Annotated in this window: 15 protein-coding genes; 9 read left to right on the forward strand and 6 right to left on the reverse strand. The window is 73.0% G+C overall.

The genetic code is table 11. The annotated features are described in order from the left end of the window. Positions 1-35: 35 nt before the first annotated feature. The 7 genes from ACIPXM_RS28420 (at position 36) to ACIPXM_RS28450 (ending at position 10,345) form a co-directional block, all read left to right on the forward strand. The gene (locus ACIPXM_RS28420; protein WP_401661067.1) at positions 36-1,145 is read left to right on the forward strand and encodes a Gfo/Idh/MocA family protein; all 1,110 of its coding nucleotides are present in this window, start codon (positions 36-38) and stop codon (positions 1,143-1,145) included. Further along, on the forward strand, positions 1,142-3,316 hold the full coding sequence (locus tag ACIPXM_RS28425) for an aminotransferase class I/II-fold pyridoxal phosphate-dependent enzyme (RefSeq protein WP_401661070.1): 2,175 nt from the start codon (positions 1,142-1,144) through the stop codon (positions 3,314-3,316). Before ACIPXM_RS28420 ends, ACIPXM_RS28425 begins: the two co-directional genes overlap by 4 nt. Continuing rightward, positions 3,313-4,032 (forward strand): acetyltransferase, encoded by a 720-nt coding sequence (locus ACIPXM_RS28430; protein WP_401661073.1) that lies wholly within the window; start codon positions 3,313-3,315, stop codon positions 4,030-4,032. Before ACIPXM_RS28425 ends, ACIPXM_RS28430 begins: the two co-directional genes overlap by 4 nt. Next, positions 4,032-5,147, forward strand: coding sequence for a DegT/DnrJ/EryC1/StrS family aminotransferase (locus ACIPXM_RS28435; RefSeq protein ID WP_401661076.1), 1,116 nt, complete (start codon positions 4,032-4,034; stop codon positions 5,145-5,147). Before ACIPXM_RS28430 ends, ACIPXM_RS28435 begins: the two co-directional genes overlap by 1 nt. A 126-nt stretch (positions 5,148-5,273) precedes the next feature. Then, positions 5,274-8,531 carry a DUF4082 domain-containing protein gene (locus ACIPXM_RS28440; protein WP_401661078.1) on the forward strand — a complete coding sequence of 1,086 codons (3,258 nt, stop codon included), beginning with the start codon at positions 5,274-5,276 and terminating at the stop codon, positions 8,529-8,531. 115 nt (positions 8,532-8,646) lie between these two features. Further along, the gene (locus ACIPXM_RS28445; RefSeq protein WP_401661081.1) at positions 8,647-9,693 is read left to right on the forward strand and encodes a glycosyltransferase family 2 protein; all 1,047 of its coding nucleotides are present in this window, start codon (positions 8,647-8,649) and stop codon (positions 9,691-9,693) included. Between the two features lie 43 nt (positions 9,694-9,736). Then, positions 9,737-10,345 (forward strand): acyltransferase, encoded by a 609-nt coding sequence (locus tag ACIPXM_RS28450; RefSeq protein WP_401661084.1) that lies wholly within the window; start codon positions 9,737-9,739, stop codon positions 10,343-10,345. Positions 10,346-10,391: 46 nt separating this feature from the next. Here the strand turns inward: ACIPXM_RS28450 and ACIPXM_RS28455 are convergent, their stop codons facing one another. Next, positions 10,392-11,102, reverse strand: a complete 711-nt coding sequence (locus tag ACIPXM_RS28455) for a Wzz/FepE/Etk N-terminal domain-containing protein (RefSeq protein ID WP_401661087.1) — start codon at positions 11,100-11,102, stop codon at positions 10,392-10,394. A gap of 68 nt (positions 11,103-11,170) precedes the next feature. Here ACIPXM_RS28455 and ACIPXM_RS28460 point away from each other — a divergent pair, with 68 nt between their 5' ends. Together ACIPXM_RS28460 and ACIPXM_RS28465 are read left to right on the forward strand one after the other, a co-directional pair. After that, entirely contained in the window at positions 11,171-13,198 is a 2,028-nt protein-coding gene (locus tag ACIPXM_RS28460; RefSeq protein WP_401661090.1) for an O-antigen ligase family protein, read from the forward strand. 41 nt (positions 13,199-13,239) lie between these two features. Then, the gene (locus tag ACIPXM_RS28465; protein ID WP_401661438.1) at positions 13,240-14,175 is read left to right on the forward strand and encodes a glycosyltransferase family 2 protein; all 936 of its coding nucleotides are present in this window, start codon (positions 13,240-13,242) and stop codon (positions 14,173-14,175) included. Here ACIPXM_RS28465 and ACIPXM_RS28470 read toward each other — a convergent pair. The 5 genes from ACIPXM_RS28470 to ACIPXM_RS28490 form a co-directional block, all read right to left on the reverse strand. Then, positions 14,154-14,945, reverse strand: a complete 792-nt coding sequence (locus tag ACIPXM_RS28470) for a glycosyltransferase family 2 protein (RefSeq protein WP_401661093.1) — start codon at positions 14,943-14,945, stop codon at positions 14,154-14,156. The two genes, ACIPXM_RS28465 and ACIPXM_RS28470, sit on opposite strands and share 22 nt — an antisense overlap. Before the next feature lie 12 nt (positions 14,946-14,957). Beyond that, positions 14,958-15,620, reverse strand: coding sequence for a class I SAM-dependent methyltransferase (locus ACIPXM_RS28475; protein WP_401661095.1), 663 nt, complete (start codon positions 15,618-15,620; stop codon positions 14,958-14,960). A 134-nt stretch (positions 15,621-15,754) separates the two neighbouring features. Continuing rightward, positions 15,755-16,891 carry a hypothetical protein gene (locus ACIPXM_RS28480; protein ID WP_401661098.1) on the reverse strand — a complete coding sequence of 379 codons (1,137 nt, stop codon included), beginning with the start codon at positions 16,889-16,891 and terminating at the stop codon, positions 15,755-15,757. A 46-nt stretch (positions 16,892-16,937) separates the two neighbouring features. Next, the gene (locus ACIPXM_RS28485) at positions 16,938-18,518 is read right to left on the reverse strand and encodes a lipopolysaccharide biosynthesis protein (RefSeq protein WP_401661101.1); all 1,581 of its coding nucleotides are present in this window, start codon (positions 18,516-18,518) and stop codon (positions 16,938-16,940) included. A gap of 15 nt (positions 18,519-18,533) precedes the next feature. Then, positions 18,534-19,448 (reverse strand): chain length determinant protein, encoded by a 915-nt coding sequence (locus tag ACIPXM_RS28490; protein WP_401661104.1) that lies wholly within the window; start codon positions 19,446-19,448, stop codon positions 18,534-18,536. Between the last annotated feature and the right edge of the window lie 60 nt (positions 19,449-19,508).

The raw sequence follows: 19,508 nt of genomic DNA on the forward strand, positions 1-19,508 counted from the left end.
CCACCGATGGACCCACCGATGTGGAGGGGAACACGTTGAACGACGCCGACCGACCCGACGGGCGACTGGGAGTCGCCGTCATAGGCGCCGGCTACTGGGGCCCCAATCTGGTGCGCAACTTCCAGTCCAGCGACCGGTTCCGGCTGCGCTGGCTGTGCGACCTCGACGTCAGCCGCGCCGAGCGGGTGCTCGGCGGCTACTCGACGGTCCGGGCGACCGCCGACTACGCCGCCGTGCTCGCCGACCCGGAGGTGGCGGCGGTCGCCGTGGCCACCCCGGCGGGCACCCATCTGGACGTGGCGCTCGCCGCGCTGCGCGCGGGCAAGCACGTCCTGGTGGAGAAGCCGCTGGCCACCACCTACGCCGACGGGGCCGCCCTGGTCGCCGAGGCGGAGGCGCGCGGACTGACCCTGATGTGCGACCACACCTACTGCTACACCCCGGCCGTCGCGAAGATCCGGGAGCTGGTGCGCGAGGGCGCCCTCGGCGAGATCCACTACGTGGACTCGGTGCGGATCAACCTCGGCCTGGTGCAGAAGGACATCGACGTGCTGTGGGACCTCGCCCCGCACGACCTGTCGATCCTGGACTTCATCCTGCCGGACCACGTCGAGCCGGTGGCGGTCGCCGCGCACGGGGCCGACCCGATCGGCGCGGGCCAGGACTGCATCACGTACCTGACGCTCCAGCTGAACACCGGGGCCATCGCGCACGTCCACGTGAACTGGCTGTCCCCGACCAAGGTGCGCACCACCATGGTCGGCGGCGCCAAGCGGACGCTGGTCTGGGACGACCTCAACCCGGCCCAGCGGATCGCGGTGTTCGACCGCGGGGTGGACCTGGCGACGCCGCAGGACCTGGGCGCGGACGAGCGGCGCGAGGCGCTGATCTCGTACCGCAGCGGGGACATGATCGCGCCCGCGCTCGGTGAGAAGGAGGCGCTGCGGACGATGGTCGACGAGTTCGCGGCGGCGATCACCGAGGGCCGGGCGCCGCTCACCGACGGGCGGGCGGGCCTGCGGGTCCTGGACATCCTGGAGGCGGCGTCGCGGAGCCTGCAGTTCCGTGGCGCGGTCGTGGGGTTGCGGAGCGGGGCCGACCGGTCCCTGAAGAACGTGAACGAAACGGCGGGAGAACGGCGTTGAACGACTTCGACGGCAAGCGGATCCTGGTCACCGGCGGTGCCGGGACGATCGGCTCGCATGTGACGGATCTGCTGGTCGAGGGGGGTGCGCGGGAGGTCGTCGTGCTCGACAACTTCGTCCGCGGCCGCCGGGCCAATCTGGCGAAGGCCCTGGCGAGCGGCCGGATCTCGCTGGTCGAGGGCGACATCCGGGACGCGGCGACGGTCCGCCGGGTGACCGAAGGCACCGATCTGGTCTACCACTTGGCGGCGATCCGGATCACCCAGTGCGCCGAGGAGCCGCGGCTCGCCAACGAGGTGATGGTCGACGGCACCTTCAACGTCCTGGAGGCCGCCGCGGCCGCCGGGGTGGGCAAGGTCATCGCGTCCTCGTCGGCGTCGGTGTACGGGCTCGCCGAGTCCTTCCCGACCGACGAGCGGCACCACCCGTACAACAACGACACGTTCTACGGGGCGGCGAAGGCGTTCAACGAGGGGATGCTGCGCAGCTTCCAGGCCATGTACGGCCTGGACTACGTGGCGCTGCGCTACTTCAACGTCTACGGGCCGCGGATGGACATCCACGGTCTGTACACCGAGGTGCTGATCCGCTGGATGGAGCGGATCGAGGCGGGCGAGCCGCCGCTGATCCTCGGCGACGGCACCCAGACGATGGACTTCGTGGACGTCCGTGACATCGCCAGGGCGAACATCCTGGCGGCCCGCCCGGGGCTCACCGACGAGGTGTTCAACGTGGCGTCGGCGACCGAGACCTCGCTGCGGGAGCTGGCGGACGCGCTCCTGGAGGTGATGGGTTCGGACCTGGCGCCGGTGCACGGTCCGGCACGCGCGGTCAACGGGGTGACCCGGCGGCTCGCGGACACGAGCAAGGCGGCGGAGCTGCTCGGCTTCAAGGCCGAGATCGACCTGCGGACGGGCCTTCGGGACCTGGTCGACTGGTGGCGGGCCGAGAAGGGCGCCACGGCGACCGACGCGGACCTGCGCGCCACCGCCGAGGCCGAGGAGTCCGGGGCCGAGGGGCCGGAGCAGGCGGCCCCGGCCCGGATCCCGGTGATGGTGCCGTGGCTGGGCGAGGAGGAGGCCGAGGCCGCCGCCGACGCGGTCAGGTCCGGCTGGGTGGCACAGGGCCCGCGGGTCGCCGCCTTCGAGCAGGCGTTCGCGGACCGGGTCGGTGCCCGGCACGGGGTGGCGGTCAGCTCCTGCACCACCGCCCTGCACCTGGCGCTGGTCGCGCTGGGCATCGGCCCGGGCGACGAGGTGGTGGTCCCGTCGTTCTCGTTCATCGCGACCGCCAACGCCGTCCGGTACGTGGGCGCCGAGCCGGTGTTCGCGGACGTCGACCAGGCCACCGGGAACCTCACCGCGGCGACCGTCGACGCGGTCCGCACCGCGCGCGCGAAGGCCGTCCTCGCGGTCCACCAGGGCGGGGTGCCCGCGGACGTGGAGGAGCTGCGGGAGGCGTGCGCCGCCTGGGGGATGCCGCTGGTCGAGGACGCGGCCTGCGCGATCGGCTCGACCGTGAGCGGCGGTCCGGTCGGCCGCAGCGCGCTGCTCGCCGCCTGGTCGTTCCATCCGCGCAAGCTGCTCACCACCGGTGAGGGCGGCATGATCACCACGGACAACGCGGAGTGGGCGGCGCGGCTGCGGCGGCTGCGCGAGCACGGCATGAACGTGTCGGCGGCGGAGCGGCACGCGAGCACCGGGCCGGTCCTGGAGAGCTATCTGGAGACCGGGTTCAACTACCGGATGACCGACATCCAGGCCGCGGTCGGCCTGACCCAGCTGGACAAGCTGGACGCGATGGTCGCCCGGCGCCGTGAACTCGCGGCCCGCTACACGGCGTTGCTCCACGACGTGCCGGGGCTCGACCCGGTGCGGGACCCGGCGCACGGCACGACCAACTACCAGTCGTACTGGGTGCTGCTCGGCGCGGAGTTCCCGGTCGGGCGGGACGAACTCCTCGCGGTGCTCGCCGAGTCGGGGGTGTCCGCCCGGCGCGGCATCATGGCCAGTCATCTCGAACCCGCCTACGCGGAGCACCCGGTGGCGCCGCTGCCGGTGACCGAGCGGCTGAGCCGGGACTCGCTGATCCTGCCGTTGTTCCACACCATGACCGAGGCGCAGCAGGACCGGGTGGTCGAGGTCCTGCGGGAAGCGGCGGGGCGCCGGTGACCCAGCTCGTGATCGTCGGTGCGGGCGGCTTCGCGCGGGAGACCGCGCAGGCCGCCCGCGCCGCCGGCCTGCCGCTCGCGGGCCATCTCGACGACGACCCGGCGCTGCACGGCACCGAGGTCGACGGCGTGCCGGTGCTCGGTGGCACCGGGCTCGTCCATGAACTCCCCGACGCCGCCTTCGTGGTGTGCGTCGGCAGCCCGCGGGACTACGCCTCGCGGGCCCGTCTGGTGGCCCGGCTCGCGCTGCCCGACGAGCGGTACACCACCGTCGTCCATCCGACGGCGGTGGTGTCGGCGACCTCGGTGCTCGGCCCCGGCACGGTGCTGCTCGCGGGCACCGTCCTGACGGCGGCGGTGCGGGTCGGCCGCCATGTCGCGGTGATGCCGCACAGCGTGCTCACCCACGACGACGAGCTCGGCGACTTCGTCACGGTCGCGTCCGGCGTCCGGCTCGGCGGCACCGCCCGGATCGGCACCGGCGCCTATCTCGGCGCGGGCGCCCTGGTCCGCGAGGGCACCTCGGTCGGTGCCTGGTCGCTCGTCGGGATGGGCTCGGTGGTCCTCACCGACGTCCCGCCGGGCGAGGTCTGGGCCGGGTCCCCGGCCCGTCGGCTGCGCCCGGCCGCCGCGTCGGCGCTCGACCGGCTCACCCATGGTTTCGACACCCCTGTCCCGGCAGTCCCGGGAGCCTTGCCCCGAGGAGCGAACGGCTGATGAACCACATTCCCCTGGTGGACCTGAAGGCGGCCCACGCGGAGGTCGAGGCCGAGATACGCGCCGGTTTCGACCGGGTCCTCGCGGACACCGCGTTCATCGGCGGCGCCGAAGTGGCCGCGTTCGAGCGGGAGTACGCGGAGTTCGGCGGGGTCGCGCACTGCGTGGGTGTCGCCAACGGCACCGACGCCCTGGAGCTGGCGCTGCGGGCGTCCGGGGTCGGCGCGGGCGACGAGGTGGTGCTGCCCGCGAACACCTTCATCGCCACCGCGGGCGCGGTGGCCCGCACCGGGGCCCGCCCGGTCCTGGTGGACTGCGCGCCCGACACCCTCCTGATCGACCCCAAGGCCGCGCTCGCGGCGGTCGGCCCGGCGACCCGGGCCGTGGTGCCGGTGCACCTGTACGGGCAGTGCGCCGATGTCACCGCGCTCACCGAGGCCCTTCCGGCGCATGTGCGGGTGGTGGAGGACGCCGCCCAGAGCCAGGGCGCCGCCCGGGACGGCCGGACCCCCGGCACCGGCGGGATCGCCGCCACCAGCTTCTACCCGGGCAAGAACCTGGGCGCCTACGGCGACGCGGGAGCGGTCCTCACGGACGACGCCGAGGCCGCGGAGCTGGTCAGGGCCATCGCCAACCACGGCGGGGTGGCCAAGTACCGGCACGACGTGCCCGGCTTCAACAGCCGTCTCGACGGGCTGCAGGCCGTGGTGCTGCGCGCCAAGCTGCGCCGCCTCGCCGCCGGGAACGAGGCCCGCCGCACGGCCGCCGCCCGGTACGTCGAGCTGCTCGCCCCGCTCGCCGAGGCGGGCCGGGTGACGCTGCCGGTGGCCGCCGACGGCACCACGCACGTCTGGCACCTGTACGTGGTACGGGTGCCGGGCGCCGACCGCGACGGCGTGGTCGGCACGCTCAACGCGAGCGGCATCGGGGCGGGCGTGCACTACCCGTCGCCGGTGCACCTGACGCCCGCGTACCGCCATCTCGGCCACGAGCGCGGGGACTTCCCGCACGCGGAACGGGCCGGTGACGAGATCCTGTCGCTGCCGCTGTTCCCGCAGATCACCCACGACCAGCAGCGCCGGGTCGTGGACGCACTGGTGAATGCCCTGGACTGACAGGGCGTGTCCGCCGCTTGCGGGCCGGTTCGTCACCCCCGTTCCCCCGGACCGGCCCCAGGGGCCCGCTCCCCCACCACCCCCGGCCCCCAGGCCGGGACTGCACTGCCCGTGAAAGGTACAGCGATGCAGAACCGACTCCGCCGGGCCAGAGGCGCCATAGTCGCCCTGGCCGCGGCGCTGACCGCGATATTCCTGCCTTCGAGCGGGCAGGCGAGCGCCGTCGCCGATCCGTGCGGCTCGGGCAGCAACCCGATCGTGTGCGAGAACTCCAAGCCGGGCACACCGATGTCCGAGTGGTTCTCCGGCAACAACTACGGCGACATCGCGGGCTTCTCGACCAAGATGAGCGTCCAGCCCGGCGAGACCGTCCAGTTCAAGATCCAGTCCCCGGTCGCGTACCACGTCCGGATCTTCCGGCTCGGCTGGTACGGGGGTGACGGCGCGCGGCAGATGTCGACGGACGCGCAGGCCGACCAGTCCTACCCGGCGACCTATCTCTTCAAGCGTCCCGACTGCCTCACCGAGAAGGCGACCGGGCTGCTCGACTGCGGCAACTGGCCCACCACGGCCAGCTGGCAGGTGCCGAGCAACGCACCGTCCGGGCTCTACATCGCCAACTTCGACCAGGGCGACGGCAACGGCCTCATGCCGTACCCCTTCGTGGTCCGCAACGACGCCAGCACCTCCGACATCCTGGTGCAGACCTCGGACCAGACCTGGCAGGCGTACAACGACTGGGGCGGCACCAACCTGTACGACGGCAACGGGCCCGCGCCCGACGGCCGCGCGTACAAGGTGAGTTACAACCGCCCGCTGGACATCAGCGGCGACAACGGGGTCTACGGCTCCGAGTTCGAGATGATCGCCTGGCTGGAGCGCAACGGCTACGACGTGAGCTACGCCTCCGGCATCGACGTGGCCACCCGCGGCGCCACCATCCTGCCCCGGCACAAGATGTACATGTCGCAGGGCCACGACGAGTACTGGACCGCGGAGCAGTTCACCCATGTGCTCAACGCCCGCAAGGCGGGGCAGCACCAGACGTACTTCTCGGGCAACGAGGTCTTCTGGAAGACCCGCCTGGAGCCGGGCATCGACGCCTCGCACACCGCCGACCGCACCCTGGTCTGCTACAAGGAGACCAAGCTGAAGTTCCCGACGCCCAACGGCGTCCCGGACCCCAGCACCCAGTGGACCGGCACCTGGATGGACCCGGACAGCACCAAGGGCGGCGCGCCCTACCGGCCGCAGAACATCCTGACCGGCTCGCTGTTCCAGGTGAACGGCTACCGCAGCGACGCCATCACCGTCCCCGCCGCGTTCGCGAAGATGCGGCTGTGGCGCGACACCTCGGTCGCCAACCTCACCGGCAACCAGGTCGCCACCTTCCCGCAGGGCACCCTCGGCTACGAGTGGGACGCGGACGTCGAGAACGCCTCGCGGCCCGCCGGGCAGATCCGGATGTCGTCGACCGCGGTCGACGTCAACGACGGCAAGTACCTGCTCGACTGGGGCAACAACTACGGCAACGGCACCGCCACCCACAGCCTGGTGGCGTTCCGTGACCCGACCTCGCGCGCCCTGGTGTTCGGCGCGGGCACCGTGCAGTGGTCCTGGGGTCTGACCAACGTGCCGACGGCCGATCCGGACGGCGGCGTGGTCACCGAGGACAAGCGGATGCAGCAGGCCACCGTCAACATCCTCGCCGACATGGGCATCCAGCCGCTGACGCGCCAGGACAACCTGGTGCGGGCCGACGCCTCGAACGACACCACGGGCCCGACGGTCACCGTGACCAGCCCGGCCCCGAACAGCGCCGTCCCGGCGCTCCAGCAGATCACCGTCACCGGCACCGCCAACGACCCCGGCACCAACCACGGCGTGGTCGCCCGGGTCGAGGTCTCCACCGACGGCGGCACCACCTGGCGGGCCGCCGAGGGCACCACCTCCTGGTCGTACACCTGGACCCCGATGACCATGGGCCCGGCCCAGCTGAAGGTCCGCGCGGTCGACGACAGCGTCAACATCGGCGCCACCACCACGGTGCCGCTGACCGTCGAGGCGCAGCGCTGCCCCTGCACGGTCTGGCCGGCCTCGGCCGCCCCGGCCCTCGCCAACGGCGGTGACGGCTCCGCCGTCGAGCTGGGCGTGAAGGTCCGCAGCTCGGTGCCCGGCACGATCACCGGCGTCCGCTTCTACAAGTCGGCCGTCAACACCGGTACCCACAAGGGCAGCCTGTGGTCGGCGTCCGGGCAGCTGCTCGCCACCGGCACCTTCACCGGCGAGACGGCCTCCGGCTGGCAGACCCTGAAGTTCGCCAACCCGGTGCCGGTCAAGGCCGACACCACGTACGTCGCCTCCTACTACGCGCCGAACGGCGGATACGCGTACGACGCCGGGTACTTCGCCGACAAGGGGGCCGGGCTCGCCCCGCTGACCGCCCTGAAGAACGGGGTCGACGGCGGCAACGGCGTCTACAAGTACGCCTCCGCCAGCGCGTTCCCTTCGCAGTCGTCCGGGTCCAGCAACTACTGGGTGGACGCGATCCTGGAGACGGGCTCCGCCTCCACCGCCCCGCCGACCGTCACCGGCCGTACCCCGGCCGTGAACGCGACCGGGGTGGCGATCAACTCGCCGCTGTCCGCGACCTTCAGCGAAGCCCTGGACGCGAGCACCCTGGTGTTCACCGTCAAGGAGGACGGCGGCGCCACCGTGCCGGGCACGGCCACGCTCAGCTCGGACGGCCGCACGGCGGCGTTCACGCTGGCCGGTCAGCTCGCGCTCGGCACCACCTACACGGCGTCGGTGCAGGCCGCCGACCTGTGGGGCAACGCCATGGGCACCCCGGTGAGCTGGGACTTCACCACCAGCGACACCCCGCCCCCGGCCAGCTGCCCGTGCCGGCTGTGGGGACCCGAGGCGGTACCGGCGAAGGCGTCGGAGACCAGTGACTCCAACGCCCTCGAACTCGGCACCCGGTTCACGTCCGCGCTCGACGGCAAGGTCACCGGCGTGACCTTCTACAAGGGCGCGGGCAACACCGGCACCCACACCGGCAGCCTGTGGAGCGACTCCGGCACCCTGCTCGCCACCGGAACCTTCACCGGCGAGACCGCCGCGGGATGGCAGACCCTGACCTTCGCCGCCCCGGTGCCGGTCACCGCGAACACCCGGTACGTGGTCTCGTACCACGCGCCGGGCGGCAACTACGCCTCGGACGCCGGGTACTTCGCCACTCCGCACCTCGCCTACCCGCTGTCGGCGCCCGCCGACGGCCCGGGATCCGCCAACGGCCTGTACCGCTACGGCGCGAGCGCCTTCCCGAACAACTCCTACAACGGCACCAACTACTGGGTCGGCCCGGTCTTCACGACAGGCTGACCCGGCTGGCCCGACCGCAGCACCCCGCACCACCCGCACCACCCGGTCCGGCCGGGCCCCCCGCCGGGGCCCGGCCGGACCGGACCGGACTCGACCCAGATCGGACATGCACCGGATGAGCTCTGTCAGCGTCGTGATCCCCTGCTACAAGTACGGCCATTTCCTGGCCGACTGCATACGCAGCGTGCTCGACGAACAGCCCGGCCTCGACGTGCGGGTGCTGATCATCGACGACGCGTCCCCCGACGACTCGGCGGAGGTGGCCAGGAAACTCGCCGCGTCCGACCCGCGGATCGAGGTCCGGGTCCACGAGCGCAACAAGGGCCACATCGCCACGTACAACGAGGGCCTGCTCGACTGGGCGGACGGCGACTACGTCGTGCTGCTGTCCGCCGACGACCGGCTGGTCCCCGGGGCGCTCGTGCGGGCCGTGGCCCTGCTCGACGCCCACCCGCGGGCGGGCTTCTGCTACGGCCGCCCGCTGCGCTTCGAACACGGCGGGCCGCTCCCGGCCGCCCGCACCGAGTCCACCGGCTCGGTCGTCTACCCCGGCCACTGGTGGCTGGAGCGCCGGTTCCGCGAGGGCACCGGCTGCATCACCTCGCCCGAGGTCGTGGTCCGCACCAGCCTCCAGCGGAAGGTCGGCGGCTACGACCCCGAACTGCCGCACGCCGGGGACATCGAGATGTGGATGCGGCTCGCCTCGCACGCCGACGTCGGCTACGTCCGCGGCGCCGACCAGGCGTTCTACCGGGTGCACGGCAACAACATGTCGACCGTCGACTTCGGCGGCCAGCTCGACGACATCCGGCAGCGGCGGGCCGCGTTCACCGCCGTCCTCGACAAGTGCGCCGACCGGCTGCCACAGGCCGACCACCTCGCCCGGCTCGTCGACCGGCGGCTCGCCCGCCAGGCCCTGCGCCGCGCCTACCGGGCGTACGACCGGGGCCGTACCGACGTCGTCCCGGTCGACGAGCTGGTGGCCTTCGCCCGCGCCTGCACCCCGGACGCCGACACGCTGCCCGAGTACCGGGCACTGCGGCTGCGCCGCCTGATCGGCGCCCGCACCATGCCGTACCTCCAGCCGCTGATCCTGTCCGCGGTCGCCGAGCGGGTACGCGAGTGGTTCTGGTGGCGCTCCTGGCGCCGCAACGGCATCTAGACCACGACTCCGCCCAAGAGATTCCCTGGAGAAAGGCACCACCGTGAACCACCGGGTCCAGCCCACCGCCCAGGTCGACGCGAAGGCCGTCGTCGGCGCCGGGAGCAGTGTGTGGGAGCTCGCGCAAATCCGCGAGGACGCCCGCCTCGGCGAGAACTGCGTGATCGGCCGGGGGGCGTACGTCGGCCCCGGCGTCGTCATCGGCGACAACTGCAAGCTGCAGAACTACGCCCTGGTGTACGAGCCCGCGGTGCTCGGCGACGGGGTGTTCATCGGCCCCTCGGTGGTCCTCACCAACGACCACAACCCGCGCGCCGTCGACCCCGACGGGCGGCTGAAGCGCGGCGGCGACTGGGAGCCGGTCGCGGTGCGGATCGGCGACGGCGCCGCCGTCGGCGCCCGCTCGGTGTGCGTCGCGCCGGTCACCATCGGCCGCTGGGCGCTGGTCGCGGCCGGTTCGGTGGTGACCGCGGACGTGCCCGACTTCGCCCTGGTGATGGGCGTGCCCGCGCGGCAGACGGGCTGGGTCGGCAAGGCGGGCGTCCGGCTCGTCGCGGACCCCGACCGGGCCGGACTGTGGACCTGCCCCGAGACCGGGGAGCGGTACGAGGAGCGCGACGGGCGGCTCACCGAGCACGGTTCGGCGCGCTGAGCCGGTGCCGGTCCTTCGTCCCCCCGTCCGCCGCCCGGCGCGGCCCTCAGGCCGTCGCCGAGGCCGCCGCCCCGCGCGCCCCGGCGCCCGCCCCGGCCACCGGCCCGGCGGTCGCCCCGGCGCGGCGGCGGCGCCGGGCGGTCGCGTACCGCTCGGCCCACAGCGCGGCCATCACCCCCGCGAGGGCACCGAGCGCCCCCACCCCGGCCACCGCGCGGGTCCGGTTGGGCGGCAGTGCCACCGTGCCGGGGCGGTTCACCAGATCGACGGTGAGCAGCGTCGAGGCGGACACGTGCTGCTCGGCCTGGAGGGCCTTCAGGTGCCGCTCGTAGACCTTGATGATCGTCTGCACCACCCGGTCGGCGTCCTCGGGCGCGCGCTGCTCGGACTCGATCTGCAGGGTGGGGATCGAGTAGTACGGCGTGGCGCTGGTGCCGCTGTTGCGGGGGGTGAGGCGGTAGTCGCCGCGCACGCCCGCGGCCCGCAACTCCGCGCGCCCGTCCGGCGACTGGAGCCGCTGCACGACGGCGAAGGAGACCATCGCCAGCGAAGGCTGCAGATTGGTCAGCTGGTTGGGCTGGTTGTCGGTGCGCGGCGGCTTCACCACGAGCACGGCGGAGCTCTGGTAGCGCGGCGGCGGCCGCAGCGCCGGGTAGCAGGCGGCGGCCGTGACGAGCGCGGTGAGCAGCAGGACGTACCAGCGGCGCAGCAGCACGCGGGTGAGTCCTTCGGGCGTGAGCCCCTCGGCAGTCAGCACGTCTCTCTCCGGTTGTGGTTCCATCACCACCGATACTGGCAGCAACGGGCCGAACCGGGGGAGCGTTCGTGAGCATCGCCGAGATCTTCCGTGTCCTGGGCAGGCGTTGGTACGTGATGGTGCCGATCACGCTGCTCAGTCTGTTCGCGGGCGGCTATCTGTACACGACCGTGCCGGTGGCGTACGAGTCGCAGAGCCAGCTGGCGCTGCTGAACTCCGCCCGGGTGGCGAAGCCCGCGCCGAGCTACGGCAACACCCTCGCCTACGCGAGTGGTTCGCTGATCGGCACTGCCGATGTGCTGATCCGGGCGCTGCAGTCGGCGGAGACGGTGGAGGTGCTGCGCGCGCACGGGGTCACCGACGAGTACGGGGTGGACTTCGCCGCGCAGGCGGAGGGGCCGCTGCTGACGCTGACCGTGAAGGGCAGCGATCCGGAGCTGGTGCTCGCGGAGACCCGCAGGCTGACCGACTTCGCCGCCGAGCAGTTGCAGGACCTTCAGGAGCAGGCCCGGGTGCCGGACGGCTACTACGTGCAGTCGGCGCGGATCGTGCCGCCGCAGAAGCCGGTGTCGCAGCCCAAGTCCCGCTATCAGAAGGTCGCGGCGGTGATCGTGTTCGGGGTCGCGGGCGGCTTCCTGCTGGCGTTCGTGGTGGAGACCTGGGCGTCGGCCCGGCGCCGGTCCCGGGGCCTGCCGGGGCTGCTCGACACTCCCCCGGTGCCGAAGCCGGGCGCGCGGCGGCTGCGGCGGCTGCTGACCCGGCCGCTCGACGCGGTCGACGTGCTCACCGGCTATCTGGGGCTCGCGCTGTTCCTGCCGTCGAACCTGGCGCTGCCCGCGCTCGGCGGCGCGGGCACCCCGGCGAACGTGTTCGCGCTGCTCGGTCTCTTCTGGTACCTGGCGACCTGGTGCGCCGGCCGGATCGCGCCCGCGCCCCGCACCCGGTCGATGCGCACGGTGATCCTGGTGGTCTCGGTGGTCGTGCTGATGTCGTACATCGCCAACCAGGACCGGATCAGTTCGCAGAAGGAGATCCTGGCCGCCGACCGGGGGCTGATCGTGCTCCTGGTGTGGGTGTCGCTGGTGGTGCTCGCGACGGCCGGGATCCAGGACCGGGAGCGGCTGAACGTGCTGCTGCGGCGGCTGGTGGTGATGGGTTCGGTGGTGGCGGCGCTCGGCATGTACGACTTCTTCACCGGCACCAATGTCGCCGACATGCTGCGCATCCCGGGCCTCAACTCCAGTGTGGCGAGCGTCGCGGTGCTCGACCGGGGCTCGTTCACCCGGCCGCGGTCGCTGACCGCGCATCCGCTGGAGTTCAGCGGGATGCTGGCGATCCTGCTGCCGTTCGCGATCTGGCACGCCTTCGACCCCGCGCGCGCGTATCTGTCGAAGTTCAAGCGGTGGGCGCCGGTGGTGCTGCTCGGCGGCGGGCTGCCGCTGACGGTGTCCCGTACGTCGATCATCGGTGTGGTCGTGGTGGTCCTGGTGATGGTGCCGCGCTGGAAGCCGCAGCGGCGCTGGACGGCGATCGGGATCCTGTTCGGCTCGGTGGCGGTGTTCAAGGTGCTCGTGCCGGGCTTGATCGGCACCATCACGGGCCTGTTCTCGGGCAGTCTGAACAACGCGGACAGCAGCACCCAGGCGAGGACCATCAAGTACCCGAAGATCTATGAGTACTTCCTGCAGGATCCGGTGTTCGGGCGCGGCTTCGGCACGTTCACGCCGGAGCGGTACTTCTTCACCGACAACCAGTATCTGCTGACCCTCGCCGAGCTCGGCGCGCTCGGCGTGGCCTGTCTGCTGCTGCTCGGGCTCGCCGGGGTGCACAACGGCGGGGCGGTCCGGCGGCTCGCCCGTACCGAGTCGGACCGCGAGCTGGGGCAGGCGTTCTTCGCCTCCGCGATGGTGGCCATGGTCATCGGCGCGACCTTCGACACCCTCAGCTTCCCGATGTTCGCGGGGGTGTTCTTCCTGCTGCTCGGGCTCGGCGGCAGCTGTCTCGGCTTCGTGCAGCGGGAAGCGGCCGAGCCCGCCCCGGCTCCCCCGCGGGAGCCCCGTACCGCCGCCCCGTCCCGTCTCGTGGAGATCCGTTGACGCATCAGACACATCAGACGACACATCGACCGACGGCACCGGTGGCGGTGGTCGTGGTGACCTGGAACAGCGCGGCCGTGCTGCCCGGCTTCCTGGAGTCGCTGCCCGCCGGGATGAAGGGCCTGGACTGGCGCCTCGTGGTCGCGGACAACGCGTCCGCCGACGACACGGTGGCCGTGGTGCGTGAACTGGCCCCGGACGCCACCGTGGTGGAGACCGGCCGCAACGGCGGCTACGCCTTCGGCGTCAACGCCGCCCTGCGGGCCGCCGGTTCCTGGCCGGAGGGCTTCCGGGCGGTGCTGATCTGCAACCCGGACATCCGGATGGCCGACGGCTGCGCCGCGACCCTGGTCGAGGCGCTCGACACCCCACTGCCGGAGGGCGGCCGGGTCGGCATCACCGTCCCGCTCCTGTACGAGGAGGACGGCGCCCTGGTGCACTCGCTGCGCCGGGAGTCCGGCGTGGGCCGGGCGCTCGGCGAGGCCGTCATCGGCAACCGCCGCGCGGGCCGCTTCCCCGGCCTCAGCGAGCTGGTCACGGCCCCCGCGGCCTACACCGGCCGGACGGTCGCCGACTGGGCGACCGGCGCCCTGATGGCGCTGTCCGCGCGGTGCGTGACGGCGTGCGGGCCCTGGGACGAGTCCTTCTTCCTCTACTCGGAGGAGACCGAGTACTGCCTGCGCGCCCGCGACCTGGGCCTGCGCACCCGCCTCGAACCGGCCGCGCAGGCCGTCCACCTGGGCGGCGACTCCCGGGTCTCCCCCGGGCTGTGGTCGCTGCTCTGCGTCAACCGGGTCCGCCTCTACCGCCGCCGCCACGGCCTGGCGGCGACGGCGGCCTTCCGGGGCGCGGTGCTGCTCCGCGAACTGTCCCGGGCGGCCCTGGGCCGCCCGCCGGCCCGCGCGGCGGTCTCGGCCCTGCTCGGCCGCTCGGAGGTGCCGCGCGGGGAGGGCGGTCAGTCCCGCCAGGCGGTGTAGAAGCTCCCCGGGTTCACCAGGTACCGGACCGTCGGCCGGGGCAGGTGGGCGACGCGGTGGCGGCGGGCGTAGCGGCGGATGAGTTCCCAGTCCTCGCGCGGGAGGACCTTCGGGGTGCGGTGGAGGCGGCTGAAGCGCAGCGCGGGGGTGCGGCGGGCGACGAAGGCGTTGGTGTCCAGGAATGCCTGGTGGGCGGCGCGGCGGCGGTCGAAGGAGACCGAGAGGACGTCCATGTCGGTGCCGTCGGGCCGGACCCGGCGCAGCGCCGTGTAGACGGCGTCGGGGCCGCCGGGCGCCTCCAGGGCGGCGAGCGCCTCGGCGAGGTGGTCGGGCTCCCAGAGGTTGTCGTCGTCGAGGAAGGCGACGTACGGCGAGGAGCTGAGCCGGATGCCGACGTTGCGGACCACCCCGGCGACCCCGGTGTTGCGGCTCAGGGAGACCGCGAACAGCCGGGGGTCGGCCGGGAGTTCGGGCAGGCCCGCGCCGTCGTCGACGACGATGACCACCTGGTCCCGGACGGTCTGGCCGAGCGCGGACCCGACGGCCCGCAGCAGCGCCTCGGGCCGTTTGTGGGTGGCGATGACGGTCGCGACCCGGGCGGCCGGGGCGCGCCCGAGCCGCCGGGCGAGGCGGGCCGTCTCGGCGTCCTCGATCCGGCCGAGCCGCCGGGCGCTCGGCGCGAGCAGGACCTTGTTGCGCAGCTCGTACAGGACGAGCCAGCCGAAGCGGCGCTTCAGCAGCTCCCAGGGGGCCCGCAGCACCCGGCGCATCCGGCGGCGGCCCTACGCCTGGGTGCGGACGGCGGTGAGGGACTTGGTGAGTCCGGCCACCCGCTCGCTGAGGATGACGGAGCGCGGGAAGAGGTAGCTCATCTCGGCCCGGGTGAGCAGCTCGATGTTGACCACCGCGTCCATCGCCTCCTCGGGGGTGCCCGGGCGGCTGTGGGTGAGCGGCCAGTGCCGGATCAGCTTGACCTGCGCGGCGAGCGGCAGGAACTGGAACCCGGGGGCGACGAAGTGCGGTTCGACCGGGAAGTAGCGGTACGGGGTCTGCACCCAGTGGCGGGGCGCCAGCTTCTCGATGGCGGTGACGAAGCGGCGCCGCTGGCTCGGGCCGCCGACGTGCTCGATGGTCGAGTTGGAGACCACCAGGTCGAAGGTGCCGAGGGAGTCCGGGATGCCGGGGTCGGTGACGTCGGCGACCTCGGCGGTGATCCAGTCGGGCAGTTCGGCGGGGTGCGCCTCCAGGTTCACCAGGTGCAGGTGCCGGGGGCGGTGCGGGGAGCGCAGCCAGTTCTCGGCGGTGCCGCCGAGGTCCACCACCCGCATCTCCTCGATGCGCGGGAAGCAGGACCGGAAGCGCTCCCAACGGGCCGCGCGGAAGCGTTCGCCGAGTGAGTCGGGCGCGTCGACGAAACGGTTGCGGAGGGCACGGAGGCCGGACATCGCATCAACCACCAGGGGTACGAGAGGAGTTGTGGGCTCCAACTTAGTGGCTGATGAGGGGATTTAGCTGGCGGATGCCCGGAACGCCGTCTCGCACTTTCCCGTTCGGCGTGGTTCGCGCCCACGGCGGCGGGCTATCCCTCGGGCGCCGGGACCACCGGGGTGCCGTCGGTCATCCGGTTCCCGCGCCAGATGTTGCCCTTCCCCTTGGGGTCCCAGTGGGCGACCGCCCCGTAGTGGCCGCTGAAGGTGAAGTACTCGGTCGAGAAGACGTTGTCGGTGACCTCGATGCCCGAGGAGTTCTTGGCGCCCGCGTAGAGCGCGTACGAGCCGCCCGCCAGCCAGTTGTCGTCGACGATCGTCCCGGTGACCGGGGCGCTGTCGGCGAACAGGCCGATGGAGGCGGAGGCGCCCTGCTCGACCGGGGTCGGGTTGAGCAGGGTGTTGTGCCGGATGATCAGCTTGCCCTTGCCGCCGCCGTTGCTGATGACGGCGTTGGTGTGCTGCCACTCGCCGTCCAGGTTGCGGAACGGCGTGATGTCGTGGACGTAGTTGTCGTGGATGTAGCCCTGGCCCATGGACAGGGCGTCGCCGAAGACCGAGATGTCGCAGTACCCGATCTCGATCGAGCTGGTGCCCATGTTGGAGACGGCGTAGTCGGCGCCGCCGTTGTTGGGGCCCTTGCCCGGCAGGGTGGTGATGGTGGTGTGGAGGATCCGCAGGCCGTGGTAGCCGGGGCGCAGGTTGATGCCCCACCAGTTGGTGGAGGTGACCCGGCTGTCGATCACGGTGACGTTGTTGGCGTAGATGTCGAGCGAGCCCTTGATGTCCCAGCCGCGGATGACGGTGCCGTCGGTGCGGATGGAGGCGTTGCCGGTGGACTGCGGGGTGAGGGTGGCGACCCGGGGCCCGGTGGTGCTCGCGTCGGGGTAGCCGCAGGCGCGTGGGCTCGCGCAGTTCCTGGGGGCGGGCGGCTTGGCGTCGCCGGTGCCGGGCCGGGCGGGCTTCGCGGGCGGCTTGCCGGTGGCGGTGCCGGGGCGGGCGCTGGGGGTGCCGGTGGTGCTCGCGCCGGGCGTGGGGGTGCCCGGGGTGGTGGCCGCAGGGGTGCCGGGCGCGATGGCCGCCGAGGGCGGCGGGGACGTCAGATCGGGTCCGGGCGCCGTGATGGCCCGGGAGTCGCAGAGTGCTCCGCCGCCGAGGCAGAGCGCCTTCTGTCCGAGCCCGGTGAAGGTGAACAGGGCGAACAGCAGGACGGCGGCGAGCAGCGCCACGCGGAGGGTTCTACGACGGCGGCCGTGTCGGGCCAGGGGACTCACCTCATCGCTCACGGGCCGGCTCGGCCGGCCGCTTCTGTGCCGGTAAGGAGGGGACGGCCGGCTCCGGGGTCCGGCGGCGCCGGGCGAGCGCGCCGCGCACCAGTGTGCGGGCGGGCAGCGCGCACACGGCGTACGCCACGAGGCCGATGACACTCGTGGCGGACAGCGCGCCGACGCCCTCGCCGAGGCGCTGGCGCAGCAGCACCAGGACGACGCCCATGACGAGCCCGCCGAGCACCGGCCGGACGCAGACCCGCAGCAGTGCGCGCACGGCGATGCCGCCGCGGCGCAGCGCGACCAGGAAGACGGGCAGCACGACCGCGCCCGCGACGAGGACGTGTCCGGCGGCGACGGTCTCGATGCCCCCGGCGCGGGCGGCGAGCACGAGCACCGGCACCAGGGTGACCAGCCACAGCGCCTGGATGAGCAGCAGCGAGCGCCGTCGTCCGATCGCGACCAGGCAGTCGTACGTGAGCTCGGCGGCGATCCTGGCCAGGCCGAGGGCCATCAGCCAGGGCAGCGCCTCGGCGGCGGGCCGCCAGCGGGCCCCGTACACGAGTTCCACCAGGGGTCCGGCGAGCGCGCCGAGCAGGACGCAGGCGGGGACGGTGGCGGTCATCAGGGCGCCAAGCGCGCGGGCGAAGCCGTCGGAGAGGGCCTTCGGGGTGTCGGCGAGCCGGGAGAACCCGGCGAAGGAGACCCGGCGGGCGGTCTCGGAGATCACCCGGACCGGCCAGCCCGCCATGTTGAAGGCGAGCATGTAGTAGCCGAGGGCGACATGGCCGAGGACCGCGCCGACGATCATCGCGTCGGCGTTGACCACGGCGAGCGACAGCAGGCTGGCGCCGGCCAGCGGCACCCCGAACCGGAGGAGCGCCCTGGCCTGTTCGGCGTTCCAGCCGAAGCGCAGCATCCCGGGGGCGGCGAGGGCGCAGCCCGCGAGCGCGACCACGTTGCCCGCGACGGCGCCGCAGGCGAAGCTCATGGCGCCCCAGCCCTGGAGGGCGAGGGCGAGGGTGACGCCGGTGCTGACGACGAAGTTGAGGGCGTCGACGATCATCCGGCGGCCCTGCCGGAACTCGCGGGTGAGCACCCCGGCCGGGACCTGGGCGAGGCCGTCGAGGATCAGGCAGAGGCACATCACCCGGAGCACGGCGGTGGCCTCGGGCGCGCCGAGGAGTCCGGCGACGGCCGGTGCGGCGGCGAACAGCGTCGCGTACAGGAGTCCGCTGGAGAGCGCGCCGAGGGTGAGCACGGTGGGCGCGAAGCGGCGGACGTCGCCCTCCCAGCGGACCACGGCGAGGGTGACGCCGAGTTCGTTGGCGGAGAGCAGGACCATGAGGACGGTCTGGGCGACGCCGTAGACGCCCCAGGCGGCGGGGTCGAGGACGTAGCGGACCAGGACGATGCCGGTGGCGAAGTTGCCGAGCCGCATCACCATGGTGTTGACGAGGCTCCAGCGGGTGGCGGAGCGGACCTTGCTGCCGAGGTCCGGTGCGGGGGTGCCGCTGGTGCCGGGGCTACCGGTGGGACCGGTGGGACCGGCCGTACCGGTGGTGGTCTGGGGGGCTTCGTTCGCCATGGGTGGACGGCTCCGTCATTTGGCCCAGGACGGCGGGCGCTTGGAGGGGCGGCGCTCGGCGACGGGCAGCACGGGGAGTTGGACGGTGGGCTGGTCGACGGGCTGTCCCGGGACGGCGTGGTCGGCGTGCTCGGGCTGCGGGCGGGCGGCCTCGTCGTCCGCCGCGGGCTCCTGCCCGGCGCGGTCGCTCCCGGCCCCGTCCCGGTCCTGGCGGTGGCGGCCGCCGGCCCGTACGGCGCCGGGCCCGGGTCCGGTCTCCGCTCCGGGCCCTGGTCCGGTCTCCGGTTCCGTGACCGCGGTACGGGCGGCTTCCGCCGCCGCCCCGGCCCGGTCCGCGGCGCGGCGGCGGGCCTCGGCGAAGAAGGTGGCGACGAGGCTGAGCACCAGGCCGAGGCCCGCCGCCATCACCAGGTACTGGATCTTGGACTTGAGCTGGGCCTGCGGGTCCTGCGGCGGGACGATGGTGGTGATCCGGATCATCGCCTCGGGCGCCACCGACTGGTCGGCCTGGAGGTCCTTGAGCCGTTCGGCGGTGAACGCCATCAGCGTCTTGTTCCCCTTCAGGACCTCGGCGCTGTCCTCACCCTTCACGGTGAGCCAGAGCAGCGGTCCCTGGGCGTTGTCGGCGATCTTCGCCTCGTAGGTCTCGTCGAGGCCCCGGGTCTTCAACTCGGCCTTGGCGGCGTCCGAGTTGATGTTGCGGGCGAGGCTGTCGGCCATGCCGGTGAGCGAGGGCTCCATGCTGAGGAAGGGATTTCCGTCCGCCGCCGCGCCCTTGCGGGAGTTCAGCATCGCGACGGTGCTCTGCGACTCGTACGACACGGGCACGAGCAGCCACGCGCCGACGACAAGTCCTGCGGTGAGCAGCAGCCCCGGCAGCAGGACGTACCACCGCCGGCACATGACCCGGAAGATCTCTGCGAGGTCCATGGCATTCCCCCTTGCGCGCCCCCTGGCGACGCGGCTGCTCAACTGCCGTACCGCAGATGA

It is taken from the genome of Streptomyces sp. NPDC090025, from assembly GCF_044748125.1.
Lineage (GTDB): Bacteria > Actinomycetota > Actinomycetes > Streptomycetales > Streptomycetaceae > Streptomyces.